Annotated in this window: 18 protein-coding genes; 16 read left to right on the forward strand and 2 right to left on the reverse strand. The window is 38.1% G+C overall.

Annotated features, from left to right (window positions below; all coding sequences use genetic code 11):
- Nucleotides 1-13 precede the first annotated feature (13 nt).
- The 9 genes from AC25Y1_RS07705 (at nt 14) to AC25Y1_RS07745 (ending at nt 7,142) form a co-directional block, all read left to right on the forward strand.
- The gene (locus tag AC25Y1_RS07705) at nt 14-802 is read left to right on the forward strand and encodes an MBL fold metallo-hydrolase (RefSeq protein ID WP_488147389.1); all 789 of its coding nucleotides are present in this window, start codon (nt 14-16) and stop codon (nt 800-802) included.
- Between the two features lie 108 nt (nt 803-910).
- Nucleotides 911-2,188: a S1C family serine protease gene (locus AC25Y1_RS07710; protein WP_488147390.1), complete on the forward strand. Its 1,278-nt coding sequence runs from the start codon at nt 911-913 to the stop codon at nt 2,186-2,188.
- Between the two features lie 212 nt (nt 2,189-2,400).
- Nucleotides 2,401-2,565 (forward strand): CxxH/CxxC protein, encoded by a 165-nt coding sequence (locus AC25Y1_RS07715; RefSeq protein ID WP_488147391.1) that lies wholly within the window; start codon nt 2,401-2,403, stop codon nt 2,563-2,565.
- Between the two features lie 79 nt (nt 2,566-2,644).
- Nucleotides 2,645-3,124, forward strand: coding sequence for a 23S rRNA (pseudouridine(1915)-N(3))-methyltransferase RlmH (gene rlmH / locus AC25Y1_RS07720; RefSeq protein WP_488147392.1), 480 nt, complete (start codon nt 2,645-2,647; stop codon nt 3,122-3,124).
- A 282-nt stretch (nt 3,125-3,406) separates the two neighbouring features.
- Nucleotides 3,407-3,538 (forward strand): hypothetical protein, encoded by a 132-nt coding sequence (locus AC25Y1_RS07725; RefSeq protein ID WP_488147393.1) that lies wholly within the window; start codon nt 3,407-3,409, stop codon nt 3,536-3,538.
- A gap of 172 nt (nt 3,539-3,710) precedes the next feature.
- The gene (locus AC25Y1_RS07730; protein ID WP_488147394.1) at nt 3,711-4,901 is read left to right on the forward strand and encodes a DUF4317 domain-containing protein; all 1,191 of its coding nucleotides are present in this window, start codon (nt 3,711-3,713) and stop codon (nt 4,899-4,901) included.
- Nucleotides 4,902-5,100: 199 nt separating this feature from the next.
- Complete coding sequence (locus tag AC25Y1_RS07735; RefSeq protein WP_488147638.1) at nt 5,101-5,607, forward strand: YehS family protein; 507 nt, start codon at nt 5,101-5,103, stop codon at nt 5,605-5,607.
- A 96-nt stretch (nt 5,608-5,703) separates the two neighbouring features.
- Nucleotides 5,704-6,321: an NUDIX hydrolase gene (locus AC25Y1_RS07740; protein ID WP_488147395.1), complete on the forward strand. Its 618-nt coding sequence runs from the start codon at nt 5,704-5,706 to the stop codon at nt 6,319-6,321.
- Between the two features lie 86 nt (nt 6,322-6,407).
- On the forward strand, nt 6,408-7,142 hold the full coding sequence (locus AC25Y1_RS07745) for a Fic family protein (protein WP_488147396.1): 735 nt from the start codon (nt 6,408-6,410) through the stop codon (nt 7,140-7,142).
- A gap of 80 nt (nt 7,143-7,222) precedes the next feature.
- Here AC25Y1_RS07745 and AC25Y1_RS07750 read toward each other — a convergent pair whose 3' ends face one another.
- Complete coding sequence (locus AC25Y1_RS07750; RefSeq protein WP_488147397.1) at nt 7,223-7,933, reverse strand: hypothetical protein; 711 nt, start codon at nt 7,931-7,933, stop codon at nt 7,223-7,225.
- A 268-nt stretch (nt 7,934-8,201) separates the two neighbouring features.
- Between AC25Y1_RS07750 and AC25Y1_RS07755 the strand changes: the two genes are divergently transcribed.
- Complete coding sequence (locus tag AC25Y1_RS07755) at nt 8,202-8,771, forward strand: hypothetical protein (RefSeq protein WP_488147398.1); 570 nt, start codon at nt 8,202-8,204, stop codon at nt 8,769-8,771.
- A 100-nt stretch (nt 8,772-8,871) separates the two neighbouring features.
- Here AC25Y1_RS07755 and AC25Y1_RS07760 read toward each other — a convergent pair whose 3' ends face one another.
- Nucleotides 8,872-10,062 (reverse strand): coenzyme F420-0:L-glutamate ligase, encoded by a 1,191-nt coding sequence (locus tag AC25Y1_RS07760; protein ID WP_488147399.1) that lies wholly within the window; start codon nt 10,060-10,062, stop codon nt 8,872-8,874.
- Between the two features lie 125 nt (nt 10,063-10,187).
- Between AC25Y1_RS07760 and AC25Y1_RS07765 the strand changes: the two genes are divergently transcribed.
- From AC25Y1_RS07765 to AC25Y1_RS07790, 6 genes are all read left to right on the forward strand, one after another.
- Nucleotides 10,188-11,078 (forward strand): LysR family transcriptional regulator, encoded by an 891-nt coding sequence (locus tag AC25Y1_RS07765; RefSeq protein WP_488147400.1) that lies wholly within the window; start codon nt 10,188-10,190, stop codon nt 11,076-11,078.
- An 82-nt stretch (nt 11,079-11,160) separates the two neighbouring features.
- Nucleotides 11,161-12,468: a C40 family peptidase gene (locus AC25Y1_RS07770; protein WP_488147401.1), complete on the forward strand. Its 1,308-nt coding sequence runs from the start codon at nt 11,161-11,163 to the stop codon at nt 12,466-12,468.
- A 66-nt stretch (nt 12,469-12,534) separates the two neighbouring features.
- Nucleotides 12,535-12,726: a hypothetical protein gene (locus tag AC25Y1_RS07775; RefSeq protein ID WP_488147402.1), complete on the forward strand. Its 192-nt coding sequence runs from the start codon at nt 12,535-12,537 to the stop codon at nt 12,724-12,726.
- A gap of 33 nt (nt 12,727-12,759) precedes the next feature.
- The gene (locus AC25Y1_RS07780) at nt 12,760-13,476 is read left to right on the forward strand and encodes a pseudouridine synthase (protein WP_488147403.1); all 717 of its coding nucleotides are present in this window, start codon (nt 12,760-12,762) and stop codon (nt 13,474-13,476) included.
- A 196-nt stretch (nt 13,477-13,672) separates the two neighbouring features.
- Entirely contained in the window at nt 13,673-14,884 is a 1,212-nt protein-coding gene (locus AC25Y1_RS07785) for a NupC/NupG family nucleoside CNT transporter (RefSeq protein ID WP_488147404.1), read from the forward strand.
- 197 nt (nt 14,885-15,081) lie between these two features.
- Nucleotides 15,082-16,344 (forward strand): DUF5068 domain-containing protein, encoded by a 1,263-nt coding sequence (locus tag AC25Y1_RS07790; protein WP_488147405.1) that lies wholly within the window; start codon nt 15,082-15,084, stop codon nt 16,342-16,344.
- The last annotated feature ends 58 nt before the right edge of the window (nt 16,345-16,402 follow it).

Here is a 16,402-nt window from a genome sequence, read left to right on the forward strand (position 1 = left end):
AGGAGTTTTTATAATGCGTTTTAGTGTACTCGCAAGTGGAAGTAGCGGGAATGCAATATATATAGAAAATGATGAACATCGATTTCTTGTAGATGCAGGGTTTAGCGGTAAAAAACTAGAAAGCCTTTTTGCAGGCATTAATCGTTCAATGAATGAATTGGACGGTATATTTGTTACGCATGAACATGGCGATCATATTAAAGGGCTTGGCGTTGTGGCAAGAAAGTACGGTATTCCTATTTATGCAAACGAGAAGACATGGAAAGCGATGGATGGTCTAGTTGGAAAAATTCCGCTCGATCAACGCTTTCAATTTGACATGGAAACTGTTAAATCATTTGGTAGTTTAGATATTGAATCATTTGCTGTTTCACATGATGCAGCAGATCCTATGTTTTATACATTTCATCAAAATGGGCGTAAGCTCGCAATTATTACAGATACAGGCTATGTCAGTGACCGTATGAAAGGGATAATAAGTGGCGCTGATTCATATGTATTTGAAAGTAATCACGATGTAAGTATGCTACAAATGGGCCGCTATCCGTGGTCCGTCAAACGACGAATCTTAAGTGATGTTGGCCATGTGTCAAATGAAGATGCTGCAGTTGCAATGAGTGAAGTGGTTTTTGAGAAAGAAACAAAAATCTATCTATCTCATTTAAGTAAAGATAATAATATGAAAGACTTGGCAAGGATGAGCGTGACGCAGACGTTGGAAACATGCGGCATAATTGCGGGTGAATATGTACATCTATTTGATACAGATGCTGATGAGCCTACTGAGCTAATTACAGTATGAGGAGAAAACCTTGCTGAAAGAGTAATCACTCTCTTGGCAGGGTTTTTTCGTTAATATTAAGGGAATAAGGGTATATTATAGAAAGAATACATAGAAAGGATGAGGTCTATGGACGAATTTAACAAGCCATCCGAATCCACCCCGGATGAACACAATAATCTAACTCAAAGTACCGAATCTACTACACAAAAAATCATGCCCACTACACAAGATAACCTAGTAAGAAGTGATAAGAGACCACCAAAAAGAGGCGGTAGTTTTCTTTATGGTCTTCTAGGTGTAATTGTTGGTGCACTTCTTGTTTGGCTCATACTGCCAAGCCCCGCAGAAAATGAGAGAACCAATCAAGCAAATGGAGATACTGACATCGTGCAACAGGAGCGACTATCCGTCGATATTAATACAGATGTTACGGATATCGTTGGCACAGTAAAAGATGCAGTCGTGGGTGTCACCAATTTACAATCCGTGCGTGATTTCTGGTCATCTTCTGAAACGACGAGAGAAAGTGGTACCGGATCTGGTGTTATTTATAAAAAACAAAATGGGAAAGCGTATATTGTCACAAATCATCACGTTGTAGAAGGTGCACAAGAAATTGATGTGACATTTGATGATGGAACAAAAGCAGAAGGACGACTCATTGGCGATGACATGTGGACTGATTTAGCGGTTATTGAAATCGACGCAACGGATGTAACAACGGTTGCAGGGTTCGGCGATTCAGATGCGTTAAAACGTGGGGAAACGGTTATTGCAATTGGAAATCCATTAGGTTTAGGATTTTCAGGCTCTGTGACACTTGGTGTCGTATCTGGTAAAGACAGATCTATTCCCATCGATTTCAATCAGGATGGCAGCGTTGACTGGTATTCCGATGTCCTTCAAACAGATGCTGCGATAAATCCGGGTAACTCAGGTGGAGCGCTTATAAATTTAGCGGGACAGCTAATCGGCATTAATTCGATGAAAATATCACAGGAAACAGTGGAAGGTATTGGACTTGCCATCCCGATTAATTTAGCGATTCCAATCATTGAGAAACTCGAAGCACACGGGGAAGTCATTCGCCCGACAATGGGTATTACATTAATTGATCTAGCTAGTATTCCTGCCCAGCAACAAATTGTTTTAAGATTACCGAATGATGTAACAGAAGGCGTAGTCGTAAATGAGGTTGTTCTAAATTCCCCGGCATCAAAAGCCGATGTTCAGCGATATGATGTGATTGTTGATATGGATGGCGAAAAAATTGATGACATGGTGAGCTTACGAAAACACCTGTATAATGAAAAAGAAGTTGGCGATAAGATGATGATTAAAGTTTATCGTGATGGTCAATTAATTGATATTGAAATGACGCTTGAAAATGGGACTACTTTTTAATATTGATCAATAAATCAGTAAATCAGTAAATCGTTGAAGGGTATATCTTATAGATTCAAGATCTTTTGAATAAGTTATCCACAAGAAGGCGGAGTAGCAAATCTAAGAGCTGATCCGCTTCTTTATTTGCAAATTTTCTGTGTGTTGTGGATAATTAAACGAAAATGTGCATAAGTAAATTTGTATAATTCTGTGAGAAAGTGGGTGTTTTTTTGAAAATATATAGTTGTCAAACGCATATAGATCAAGCACTTGACGAATTAATCGAAAAAGAAGAAGTGTATCCAATAATGGAAAAAGTAGCGGAATCAGAAAAGTTATCCACGAAGTGCAGTTATTGTGACACACCTGCATTGTATGTTGTGGCGAACAAGTAGTCGGACACAAGATGTAGATAACTTTTGTGGATATGTGTATAAGATGTGTTCGTAACGATAAAATAAAGGTGGATAACTTGTGAATATTACAATTGCGACAGTGGGGAAAGTAAAAGATAAATACATGAAAATGGGCATTGAAGAATTTAGTAAAAGACTGAAACCATATGCCAAAGTGAATATTGTTGAAGTGGCAGATGAAAAAGCACCAGAAACATTAAGCGAAGCGGATATGGAAATTGTGAAGAAAAAAGAAGCAGAACGCCTTCTCGCAAAAATTGGGGAAAATGATTATGTCATCGTGCTTGCGATTGAAGGAAAGATGAAAACTTCCGAAGAGTTAGCAGCTGGATTGGATTCACTAATGACATACGGTCGCAGTAAAGTTTCATTTGTCATCGGAGGATCACTTGGACTCCATGAATCGATATACAAAAGAGCGGATGAGCTTTTATCGTTTTCCAAAATGACTTTCCCGCATCAGCTGATGAAACTTATATTGATGGAGCAAGTCTATCGGGCTTTTAAGATTATGAAAAATGAACCGTATCATAAATAGATACGGTATTTAGTGGACGCAGGTATATTTGTACTTGCGTCTTAGTTTTGAACTGATTGGAATTTAGTTGTGCTAAAATTAAGGAATAGTATCTTCTAGAGGAGACATCAGATTGACCGTAGAAAAAAGAGGAATATATCATACTTGCAGTGGGACTGCAAAATTTGTTGTATAGCCATGTAGTGTTTCGAAAAGTGGGATTGCATCTGGATTGCTCATGACATCGAGGTTTATCGGGAATATCCTTGCATCGAGTATTTATTTGTAGCGTTTGCTACAGGAATGAACAAAGGAAATATGAGTGCAATGGCGATTGTATTAGTGGTTGTTGCTATTGTGTTGGTTCCAGGAATGCTATTTATTACGGTGAATGAGAAGAAAAGGAAAGAAAATGCAGACATGAACCCTGGATAAGAAGAGGCTACGTATTTTTTGAAATTGACTGTGTTCCTGTCATCATTAAAAACATTGCTATAATTATGGGAGCTAAAAGCTAAACAATAGCTTTTGATGCTCTTTTTTATGTATATAACGTGAATAGTAGATTCGATGACTAATCATTCTAGTTAGGGAGTTGGAATTATAAATGAACAAGAAGGATATTGCGGCGATTCGTAAGCAGTTTAAGGTGGAAACAGATTTACTGAAAATCAGTGACATTTATAAAGTGTATATCAGGCAGGAAAGCAGTGAAATCTATCATGAGGAAAGTCAGTCATTTTCTCTGTTGGATTTGGAGCAACAGGAGTTGTTTCTTACAAACTTTAAAAAGGTTTTAGGCGGAAAACTGGGTGTGAAGCTGTTTGAAGTGAAGTTTCAGCGTCCAGAGGAGGAGCAAACGGACCATACACAGCAGCTTTTATATGAAAGCCTTGGCTCGAAGGATATAGAACAATGGAAAGAGGCAATGAAACGCATCACTGAAAAGATGTTTAAAGATGTTCAATATGAGAAGGATTTGGTGATCACTTTCATCCGCGGACACTATTTTAAACCGACGAAAACTCGTGGTGATGAATCGGAAATAGCTGACCGGGATGAAGTGTACACTACCCCTTTTATTCTCTGTAGTATGAATCAGACCGTACTACCTAAACGGTCACTTGTATTTGACTTTATCGAGAAGGAATATAAGTCACCTACAATGCTCGATCCGGTTGTCAACCTAACGACTCCAATTGGTGGGTTTTTATTCCCCTGCTTTACAGACAACGCAGCAGATGTGAATCACATCCTTTATGCTGCTGGTAAAGCGAATAATCCGGATTACGACTTTATTGAAAATGTACTAAATGGCGAAGAAATCATGACAGCTGAAGATGATAAAGCCGTATTTGAAGAGATAGTGAAATCGGTTGTTGGCGATGAGATGAATACTAGGACGATTGCGAGCGTGTATGACGAAATCCAACGCATGTTGGAAGTGGAAGACGATGAAGAGGTAGGGGAAACGATTCCAACCTTGGATACGAAAGAAGTGACCCGCGTGCTGAAGGCAAGCGGTGTTAAAGATGTGGATACGGGAAAAGTGGAAAGAGCTTTCCAAAGAGTGATCGAAGATGAAACCTACGAACTGAAAGCAAGCCATGTCGTTCCAAATTATAATTCGAAATCAATTAAAATCCAAACAAAAGTTGCGAATATTTCTATTAGCCCGCAAGACTTGAGATATGTCAGACAGGTCAATGTTGACGGCAAGCGTTGTATATTGATCGAGGTAGAAGAAGACACGATGATTGAAGGATTTACACTACTATCAGAGGAACTTTTGAAGTAGTTGTAACAATAAGAATGAAATTTTACCCATTTAGGATTAGCGTTATTTTTAGAGGCCAGAAATTGATGTGTCGGCAGGTTTACTATATGCAGGCTATCATGTTAAAATATTTACATTATTGGACTTTATCTTAGAAGTATGGAGATAATATAGTGTAATCGGTTATCAATAATAGAGACAAACCAGAAAGGTTTTGGAGATAAAAATGAATAATAATGATATTTTAACGAGATTGCGTTATGCGCTAGATTTAAAGGATGCTGAAATGGTTGAAGTTTTTGGATTGGGCGGCGTTGAAATCACGAAAGAAGATATTCAAGCTATTTTATCCAAAGTGAAAAGTCATGAAGCGGATGAAGAAGAGTTTCAGGAAAATGACTATAAGAAAAAACTCGACAACAAGATGCTGGAGTCCTTTTTAAACGGTTTAATCACATTTAAAAGAGGTGCATCTGATTCTGATCGACCAGTCCAGCTGACAATGAATGATCGAAATGTGAATAATATCTTGTTAAAGAAAGTGAAAATCGCACTTACGCTTACTAGTGAAGACATGTTAGATATCTTAAGTGATACAGGCACAAATTTATCAAAAAGTGAATTAAGTGCAGTGCTAAGAAAAGAAGGACACCGAAACTATAAGGAATGCGGCGACCGGTATGCTAGAAACTTCTTGAAGGGATTGGCGATGAGTTACCGAGAATAACTCTTTTTAACTGCAATCTTATCCTATTCTTCTTCAATCATAAACCTATTAGTGATACGATAATACTAATATAATCATTGAAATGAGGAGAATTCCGTGTTCTTAGATAAACTGAAAAACCAGCTAAACAATAACCAGTCCCTATTTATAGGGGAGGACACTGCTTTTCGTTCAGCTGTATTAATACCATTAGTTCAAGTAAACGAGGAATGGCATATTCTTTTCGAAGTGCGTTCATTCACAATGAGAAGGCAACCTGGCGATATAAGTTTTCCAGGTGGTCGGATTGATGCTGCGGATCCAACCCCATTAGCGGCGGCTTTACGGGAAACACATGAAGAGTTGGGGATCGACCCAAAGACGGTTTCATATATACGAGCATTAAGCCCATATATAGCCTCACCTACATTTGTTGTCTATCCATTTGTCGCTGTCATAGATTATGATCAAATCATTCATTCTTATAACACAGATGAGGTTGAAGAGGTATTTACAGTGCCGGTCGAATGGCTATTGAATTATAAGCCGTATATGCACTCGGTATCTGTTGAACCTGCACCTTCAACTGACTTTCCCTTCGAAAAGATTGCGAATGGTGCTGAGTATCAATGGAGAACACATTCAATTGAAGAATGGTTCTATGACTATGAGCAGTACACAATCTGGGGGTTAACAGCTCGGATTTTAAAACATTTTATAGAAGTTATAAAATAGATGATAAAAAGACATACTAGTAAAATATAAGTCTATATTTTGGCGTGAAGACCGGCGATAGATATGACAGAATGGGGGGTGTCTGTATGTTGGAACAAATTGATCAAAAGAAGAGTTTGTTGGACAGTAAGCGCCCCTTACCTAACTATACGGAGAAAAGTCTTCATGAAAAGTTGTTTCTTGAGTGGATATATAATTCAAACGCAATTGAGGGAAATACCTTAACGATTATTGAATCGAAAGTAGTGCTAGAAGGCATTACGGTCGGCGGCAAGACGATGCGTGAACATTTAGAGGTAATAAATCACCGCGATGCGATTTCATATGTTGAGGACATTGTTCAAAATAAAGAACCTTTATCAGAGTGGCAAATTAAAAATCTTCATCGCCTTGTCTTAAAGGGAATTGAAGACGATTATGCAGGCGTTTATCGGAATCAACAAGTGTACATCTCAGGCGCACAACATACGCCACCAGCACATTTTAAAGTTCAAGAACAAATGGAGTCGCTGTTGAATTGGTATAACGGTGAAGCGCAAGATCTCCATGTTGTTGTTCGAGGTGCGATGTTACATGCCATCTTTGTAGGTATTCACCCATTTATCGAGGGGAATGGAAAAACTTCGCGTTTGCTCCTAAATCTAGAGCTCATGAAAGCGGGTTATCCGCCCTTGATTATTAAGGTCGAAAATCGTTTAGCGTATTATAATGCATTGGAGAAAGCACATACGACTGAAAACTATGATGATTTTATCAAGCCGGTAGCCATAGAAGTGGAGTCTTCACTGGATTTATATTTACATGCAATGAACCATTCTTAATAAAATGTGAGACAAATAAAAACGCCAATTACTTATCCTGAATGGAGTAGTAGGCTTTTTTTCATCCATTGTAATTCTATTTAATTTTTCATATTTGCTAGTTCAGCGTTAATAACTTCTTTTATTTCTTCGTTTCCAATGGCTCCATTCATGAATGTATTAGAATCCACCCAATAAACCTGTCTAAATGAAACGCCATTATTAAGTTCGATTCCCAAAAATAAACGAGTACCTTCGAACTTACCTTCACTATCCAAAGACATTCCATCTTCTAATTTTAATTCTTGAAATTCAGCTAAGAACTTATCGTTGGATGACTGGGCGAAAGTATGGATTCTACTTCCATCTTCGGTGCTTTCAATATAAATGTTTTTCACCAAATTATCCATTGGGTAAAGTTCTCCTGCAGTTTTTGCCTTGTCATTTGTATTCACCACAAAGACAATATCATTTGCGGAAACGATCAAAGAAGTTGGATATCCCTTAATTTTATAAATGGGCGTCCCTGCATTTAAAAATGCCGCATCCCCATTTCGCATCTTATGGTTGCTACATGCACTGTCAGCCATCTTATACGTCACTTTCCCAATTTCATTCCCTTTTTCAATCGTTATTGGAAGATTTTCATTCGTTGGTTCTGGGAAATCATGATGATAGTGTATATCATCAATCATCAGCACATCCGCCCATTCAATTATTGCATCTGGGCAACCTAGAGAAGTGAGGTTACTACAAGAGGATAATATCAAAGCGAATACTGAAATAAAACCCATGTTTTTTAAAGCTTTCATCTAAACACCTCCTAGCCATTAGACTTTCATCTCAAGTATAAGTTACGAAAATATTCTGTACTTAATTTCATAAAAAACACCACCAACAATTTCAATTATGGTGGTGTTTTCGAATATATTAATTTGTGTAAGTCTGATAGGAAGTCATCACTTTAATCAAAAAAGATATATATATTTAATGTTCTCGTTTACAATAACGCTAAAGGTAATTTGTAAATTATTACTAACCTAAAGGGCATATATTAATAGATGAAGGGTGGTTAATGTGATGAAAAAAATAGTAATTGTTACTTTTCTTGCTGTGATAGCAATCAGCGGTTTTACTTTATATAAATTTAATGATAACAATCCCGTAAATCAATCGAAAAGTATAGCTTCTGCAGTAATATTCGAAGATTTTGATGATATGACTAGCTTTTCTGACGTTGTAATAAAAGGTCAAATTTCTAAAGACTTTATAGAATTTGAAAGGCAACTTACAGATAAAGTGGTTAAAGAACATTTATATAAAGTAATCGTTACAGAGGTATTAAATAATAATTTAGGTGATGCGATTAATATTGGAGATGAGTTAACGATTACCCAAGCTATTTCATTTAAACAAGAAAACTATCAATATGATTTATTGGATGGAAACTCTGAGGAACTTGAGACAGGAAGCTATTTATTATTTTTAAATCAAAACCCCGAGGATGTTACTCAATATACAATTGTGTCACCTAATCATATTTATAAGGAAAATAATAAAGAGGAATATGTAAATATAATAAAGGGAGTAGAATTAAATAAAATTAGTAAGCAAGAAATTTCAATAATAAAGGATGCGAAAAAAAAGTAGTAAGTTTCATAATTACTCACGGGCTGGAAGGACTGCTTATTTAAATAGCATCATAAAAAAACACCACCAACAATTCCCATGTTGGTGGTGTTTTAATGTATTATTTTGTGAAGTTGTCGAAATAACCTTGTATGAAGACAATCGGCGTGCCTTTGTCTCCGCTACCTGAAGTTAAGTCAGCTAATGAACCGATCAGATCCGTTAGTTTTCGTGGTGTTGTTCCTAAAGATTCCTTTGAATCTTGAAGGTCGTCATTTTTGGTATCGATGAACTCTGAGATCGCTTGTTTAAGTTCGTCGCCTCTTAAGTCAGCGAAATTATTATCTGCAAGGTATTTGAGTTTTACTTCGTTTGGCGTCCCGTCAAGTCCTGCTGTGTAGGCAGGTGATACGACTGGATCTGCTAGTTCCCAAATCTTGCCGATAGGGTCTTTAAACGCACCGTCTCCATAAACCATTACTTCAATTGTTTTACCTGTTTTGTCTTTTAGCATTTGTTGAATATTATCGACGACAGGCTGGCAATCACGTGGGAATAATTTCATGCCGTCATCTGTCGAGGTGTTTGAACCTAAAAGACCAAACTCTTTGTTATAACCGCTGCCATCGATTGATTCATTTAACAGGTTATCCAAGCTGTACACCTTTTCAGCGCCATTGGCTTTCAAGATTTTCTTTGTACGAATTCTAGAATGGATATCACAAGCAAGCACATTTTTCGTATAGGATAAAATGGTTTCTGGCTTATTGGAGAATATGATTTCACATTCTGTTCCAAATTCAGCAGCTAATGATTTATAGTACTCGATATAGTCAATGCCTGTAAAAGCATGTTTAGAGGATCCGAAATGCTGACGGAACTCTTCTTCTGTCAGCACATCTGTCCAAGGATTAATACCTTTCTCATCCAGTAGGTCGAGGTCCACCAAGTGGTTTCCTACTTCATCTGAAGGATAGCTAAGCATTAACACCATCTTTTTCGCACCTTTAGCAATCCCACGTAAGCAGTTACCAAAACGGTTACGGCTTAAAATAGGGAAAACAACACCAATCGTATCGTCTTCGAATTTAGCTTGTACATCTTTTGCAATATGATCAATCGTCGCATAGTTCCCTTGGGCACGCGCAACAATCGATTCTGTTATGGACACAATGTCTTTATCATTAATGGTTAGTTTTTCAATTTCAGCAGCTTTTAATACGCTGTCTACTACGATTTCTTCAATGTTATCGCCTTCGTTAATAATCGGGCAACGGAGCCCTCTTGCAACTGTTCCAACTACTCTTTCCACACAAATCGCTCCTTACTAACATGAACGTCACTGTCAGTTATGATAAGTATCTACTTGTAATATACACTAGGTTAATGGTATAAGTAAAATTAATATAACGAATGATAGGTATAAGGGGTGCTTATATGGTTAGCAAATTAGATTTATATAAAGTCTTTTGTCAGGTTGGAAAAAGTAATAGTTTTTCTGAAGCCGCAAAAGATATGTACATGACGCAACCTGCAGTCAGTCAGGCGATTATGCAGTTGGAAAGAGAGTTAGATGTTCGTCTGTTTAATCGCACGCCTAAAGGAGTGACGCTCACTCACGAAGGGCAACTGCTTTTTGAATACGCCAATTCGGCAATTAACCTGCTACATGTTGGTGAAGAGAAAATTTTGGAATTCAAAAACTTAACAGCTGGTGAATTAAGAATTGGTGTAGGCGATACAATTTCCAGGTATTATTTACTGCCTTATTTAGAAGTTTTTCATAATCGTTATCCAAACATTAAATATAAGATTGAAAACGGTACAACATTAGAACTGATTTCAATCCTGAAAGCGGGAGAAGTGGATATTGTCATTTGTAACTTTCCACTAGATGATCCAACGTTAGAACTTCGACCATTTACAGAGGTTCAAGATATTTTTGTTTGTGGAGAGAAATATAAAAGTATCTTATCGAGCGCGATTAGTCTCGAGCAATTAGTGAAATTGCCCTTAATTTTCCTCGAAAAAAAATCAAATTCTCGTAAATATGTTGAGGACTTTATCCTTTCAAAAGGTATACGAATAGCGCCGGAATTTGAACTAGGCTCACATGATTTATTATTAGAATTTGCAAAAATAAACTTGGGAATTGCATGTGTGACGAAAGAGTTTTCTCAGGAATACTTATTTACAGGCTTACTGAACGAAGTCGAACTGGTCGAATCCATTCCCAAAAGGAGCATAGGCGCATGTTCGTTAAAGAGTGTTCCACTGACGCGAGCAGCAACCAGGTTTGTCGAAATTATCGAAAGTAGAAAACTGTGAAATTTATTTTTACTGAGATGGTTCATTCGCATGAATTCATGCTATTCTAAAATTAGGTTGTACTATTCGGGAGGGTGTTCATATGGCATCGATTACGCTGTTTTCTATTGGGCTATTTTTAGTAAGTGCAATTTACTTGGTATTGTGTTTAATTATGCCCAAAACCTTTATGAAATTCCACGGTAAACCCTCAAAAAGAAAAAGTTTTTTGAAAATATACACTACCTATTTAGCCTTACTACTGGTTGCTTCTATTATGCTCTTTGTGAATGAGTCAGAAATTCATGAAACGGATAGTATTGTTTCCGACAACCAACATAATGAAGCTAATAAAGACTTACTAGATAAAGAAATCAATATAGCGATCGAGAAGGAAGTGGCTGAAGCAAAGGAAAAGGCTGATGAAGTTCATAGAAAAGCCGCTGAGAAGAAAGCCTTAGAAGAGTTGGACAAGCAGGCGCAGGAATCCGATTTAGCTTATATAAACGTAGCAGTTGCGACGCTCTGGTCAGCGCCAGGGAATAAGCGTTCAATGGATAATCCGTCTACCCAGAATCCAGTAGACTTATGGAAATGGAGCACAAGCATGTCGCTCGAACAACGAAAATGGCTTGTGGGAAAATTAGAAACGCAAGGACTTTTCGGTCAATCCGTCACTATTTTAGAAGAGCTTGGTGATTGGACGAAAGTAGCTGTTCACGGCCAACCAACCCCGAAAAGTGATCTCGGTTACGTGGGTTGGCTTCCCAAAATACAACTAATCAAGAACCGTGAATTTTCTGAGGCGACGGAAAAAAATGCTTTCGCAGTCATGTTGAAACCAACGAGTTGGCTCTATGATGATGAACAATTACAGGTGAAATTCATGGAAGTTAGCTATAATACGAGACTCCCTGTACAGTCTCAAAAAGAAGGTGCTACACTGATTGCAACACCAACAGATGGAGATAAGTGGATTTCATCTGAAGAAATCGGTGTTTTTGAAACTGAACAGGATATTCCGAAGCCATCCGGGGAAACATTAGTTCAATCAGGCGAACAGTTTTTGGCCTTACCCTATCTATGGGCAGGCACTTCAGGATTTGGATTTGACTGCTCCGGCTTTACGTATACAATTTATCAAGCAAATGGGATCACAATACCACGAGATTCATCCGTACAAGCGACACACGGGACAGCCGTGAACAAGGACGATTTGCAAAAAGGTGATCTGTTGTTTTTTGCTTATGAAGGCGGAAAAGGATCTGTTCACCATGTCGGCATGTATATCGGGGACGGAAAAATGATTCATGCACCTAACCCGGCAAGCACTGTAGAAATCATTGATGTATTTGAATCCAAACATTGGTCTTCTGAATATGCAGGTGCAAGGCGATACTTAGATGAATGAAGTCCGCAGAAATAATGGTATACTCATAAGATAGATTCGATTTCAGAAAGGAGTTTAAAATTACCTATGAAATATTATAAATCACAAATGAAGCAACTCGTTAAAGAAAACGAAGAATTGCAAGTCCGCTTAAACCAAATCATGAAAGAAATGGATTTGGAAAAAAGTTTTGCACTTAAAGCTTTGTTTCATGCAGAAGTCGCGGAAGACGGAGAATACCGCATATTGTATCAGGAACTAGACTTGCCTAAAAGGTAGGTCTTTTTTTTCGTAATTGATGGAGGAAAAACGATGAGGGTAAATCAATTTATTGCTTCAACGGGTTATTGTTCGAGACGACGCGCGGATGTGTTGATTAGAGAGCTGAAAGTAACTGTTAACGGTGTTGTAATTGAGCGTAGATGTATGCTCAATGAAGGCGACAGAGTGGAAGTTGAAGGTCGTTTACTAGAAGCTAAAGATAACGATATTTACATCATGCTCAATAAGCCACCTGGTATAACTTGCACAACCGCCAGTGAAATAGACGGAAATATAATTGACTTCCTGAATTTCCCTGAACGAATTTTTCCGGTGGGTCGACTTGATAAACAATCCGAGGGACTAATCCTTTTAACCGACGATGGAAGTATTGTAAACGACCTCCTACGAGAAGAATACAATGAAGAAAAAGATTATATCGTCACGGTTGACAAAGAAATAACCGATGCATTTTTAATCAGCTTGGCTAGCGGTGTAGACATTTATAATCCTAGAAAAAAAGAAATTATTACGACTAAAAAATGTACGGTCATTCAACTAGATGACTTCCGCTTTAAAATTACCTTATCGCAAGGCTTAAACCGTCAAATTAGAAGAATGTGCAGGCGCTATCAATTCACAGTGACAAAACTTCAACGCGTGCGCATTAAAAACCTCTCACTGGGACAGCTAGCGCTGGGTCATTGGCGGTATTTAACCGATGATGAAGTGAGCGGGTTGAAACGACGCGAGGATAAGTTCCAATAATATAATAGATAGTATTAAAAAAAGGAAAAGGCTCATTCTACTAAGTAGGATAAGCTTTTTCTTTTTCATTTACTTTTACAAGTTAGTCTGTTAAAATTCCGAAGTCACCTATTGAAAAAGCTTGCTAATAATGCAATTGCACGCGTTTTCGCAATGATTTTTCATGTAGGAATAATGAATTTTAGAGGTGGAATAAGTGAATTTACTATGGGGACTTTTTGGCATAGTCGTTGTGCTCGGAATTGCATTTCTCATGTCGAATGCGAAAAGGTCTATAAATTATAGAACGATTCTAGTCGGTTTAGCGATTCAAGTGTCGTTTGCGTTTATTGTGTTGGAGTGGAGTGCAGGAAGAAAGGCTTTGAAATGGTTTTCAGACAAGGTTCAAAATGTGATTGACTATGCGGGTAAAGGGGTTGAATTCCTCTTTGGGCCAATTGCCGATGCAGAAAACTTTGGGTTTGTCTTCGCTTTCCAAGTATTGACGATTATCATTTTCTTTTCGGCTTTAATTTCTGTTTTATACTACCTAGGCATTATGCAATTGGTTATTCGTTTAATCGGTGGCGGATTGTCTAAATTACTTGGAACGAGCCGGGCGGAATCAGTATCTGCAGCAGCGAATATTTTCGTTGGACAAACAGAAGCGCCTCTTGTCGTTCGACCATTTTTAGCGACCATGACTAAATCGGAACTTTTTGCTGTTATGACGGGAGGACTAGCCTCTATTGCAGGTTCTGTTCTAGCGGGTTACGTCTTGTTAGGTGTACCAATTGAATATCTACTTGCTGCAAGTTTCATGGCTGCACCTGCGGGGTTAGTCATGGCAAAAATAATGATACCGGAACAAGAACAATCGGCGGTTACGGAGTTTAAAATGGAAAAGGATATAGAATCCGTAAACGTGATTGATGCGGCGGCACGCGGGGCAAGTGATGGATTAAAACTTGCGCTAAATGTCGGTGCGATGTTGTTGGCGTTTATTGCGTTAATCGCTATGATTAACGGGATGTTAGGCGGCATTGGCGGTTGGTTTGGATATGGGTCTATCACGCTCGAAGGGATATTAGGCATCGTGTTTTCCCCGCTTGCTTTTGCAATTGGCGTTCCGTGGTCTGAAGCGGTTACTGCGGGAAGTTTCATTGGTCAAAAGCTCGTGTTAAATGAATTTGTTGCGTACGCTTCTTTTGCGCCTCAGATTCCTGAGTTACTGCCTAAAACCGTAATTATCGTCAGCTTTGCGTTATGTGGATTTGCGAATTTAAGTTCATTGGCAATTCTTATAGGCGGACTAGGATCAATGGCACCGACTCGACGTCCGGATATCGCAAGATTAGGCGTTCGGGCAGTTGCTGGGGGAATGTTGGCTTCTTTATTAAGCGCAGCAATTGCAGGTATGTTTATTTAATTAAATTTAAACTTAAAGACGAAAGAACAACCAATTCTTTCGTCTTTTTGCATTCGGAATAAAACCAGTTAGGTATTATTATCCAATTTCCGTTTTCGTACATAGGTTTTAAGTTCTGAATGGTTAAAATATACAGTTTTGGGTATTGAAGCGTGATAGTGTATTTATTAAGAACCTAAAAAGGGGAGAAATTGTCTGTGATAAAAAAGAAGTGGTTAATGGTTAGCCTACTCTCATTAGTATTACTCGTAGGGGCATGTAGCGACACGAATAAAGAAGATGCTGTGGAAGCAGAAGAAGAAAAGCCGGCTGACATCGAAGAAACTGAACCAGCAGTAGAAGATGATGAAGTTGAAGAAGAAGTGGAAGAAGTTGAGACTGAAGAAGCCACTGCAAGTGAAGAGGGTGAAATGTTAAATACCCACCTTGCGGAAGAAACTGGTGGAGATGTTGAGATTATTACAACAAACCAAGATCCCGGTTTAATGCATGCTTATAGCGACGATGTCAGCATTACAATTGACGAATATCAAGTTGTGCAGGTAACGGATATGAACGAGTCTTCGAAAGTTAGTTTTAATGATGAAGATGAAGGTTATGTTTTGACGTATAAATGGACACTCGATAACCAAAGTGATGAAGAAATAACGTTCAATGGCGGTGTATTCTTGTATTCGGATGATGCAACGGAACATCTGCCTGGTAGAAGCCATTTTGTGGCTCGTGACGAATGGATGAATGATGATTCGCATGACACAGTTAGTAATTATACAAAAGGCTCCTTTACGGGAATGGCTGCACATATGATTACGAAAGCGCAATTTGAAAAATTAGAATCACCGAGATTGACAATTTCTACACCCTATCTAGAAGACGATACCAGTAAACCATTCGGTGAAGAAGCTGTATTCTTCCTACCATTTACGGAAGAAGGCGCTAAAAAGGCTGAATCTACAGCTAAATTATATGCTGATAAAATGGTAACAGACAGTGTCGCAGACAAAGAATTATTCTTTTCTGACGAAGATATTAACGAAGAGCAAATGATTGATGATGTCACAATTACATTAGAAGGTGTACAATATGCGAATATTACACCGACAGCAGGACATGCAGACCGCTTTAGTAATTTCGGAGACGGGCCACTTGTTGCGTTAACGATTAAATATAAAGTGGATAACGGAAGTGATGAGCTTATTTCTAAGTACTCGATTAAGACCAGACTACATTTAGATCAAAACCGTGGATCGATGCTTTCAAACGGGATGCTTGAACCAAATGTAAGTGGAGAAATTAAACCTAGCGAAACGCATGAAGTATTATCTGTATACCTATTTAGAGAAGACGAATTCAATCTTTTGAAAGAGTTGAAATTCGAAGTCGGGCCCTTAGTGGATGAAAACTCGAAGAATTTATTTAAAGAAAAAGTGGTGCAATTCGATTTACCGATGAAAGAATAGGGAAAACTGGTCATCAAGGAGGCGTCCTCCTTTGGTGACCAGTTTTTTGTCTGATAGA

Source organism: Sporosarcina sp. Y1009, assembly GCF_057669865.1.

Bases quoted from the DNA above. Each gene is read 5' to 3' on its own strand.
- AC25Y1_RS07710 (WP_488147390.1), top strand. From the start codon at position 911: ATGGACGAATTTAACAAGCCATCCGAATCCACCCCGGATGAACACAAT.
- AC25Y1_RS07780 (WP_488147403.1), top strand. From the start codon at position 12,760: ATGAGGGTAAATCAATTTATTGCTTCAACGGGTTATTGTTCGAGACGA.
- AC25Y1_RS07750 (WP_488147397.1), bottom strand. From the start codon at position 7,933: ATGAAAGCTTTAAAAAACATGGGTTTTATTTCAGTATTCGCTTTGATA.
- AC25Y1_RS07745 (WP_488147396.1), top strand. From the start codon at position 6,408: ATGTTGGAACAAATTGATCAAAAGAAGAGTTTGTTGGACAGTAAGCGC.
- AC25Y1_RS07730 (WP_488147394.1), top strand. From the start codon at position 3,711: ATGAACAAGAAGGATATTGCGGCGATTCGTAAGCAGTTTAAGGTGGAA.
- AC25Y1_RS07765 (WP_488147400.1), top strand. From the start codon at position 10,188: ATGGTTAGCAAATTAGATTTATATAAAGTCTTTTGTCAGGTTGGAAAA.
- AC25Y1_RS07770 (WP_488147401.1), top strand. From the start codon at position 11,161: ATGGCATCGATTACGCTGTTTTCTATTGGGCTATTTTTAGTAAGTGCA.
- AC25Y1_RS07775 (WP_488147402.1), top strand. From the start codon at position 12,535: ATGAAATATTATAAATCACAAATGAAGCAACTCGTTAAAGAAAACGAA.
- AC25Y1_RS07725 (WP_488147393.1), top strand. From the start codon at position 3,407: ATGAACAAAGGAAATATGAGTGCAATGGCGATTGTATTAGTGGTTGTT.
- AC25Y1_RS07705 (WP_488147389.1), top strand. From the start codon at position 14: ATGCGTTTTAGTGTACTCGCAAGTGGAAGTAGCGGGAATGCAATATAT.
- AC25Y1_RS07755 (WP_488147398.1), top strand. From the start codon at position 8,202: ATGAAAAAAATAGTAATTGTTACTTTTCTTGCTGTGATAGCAATCAGC.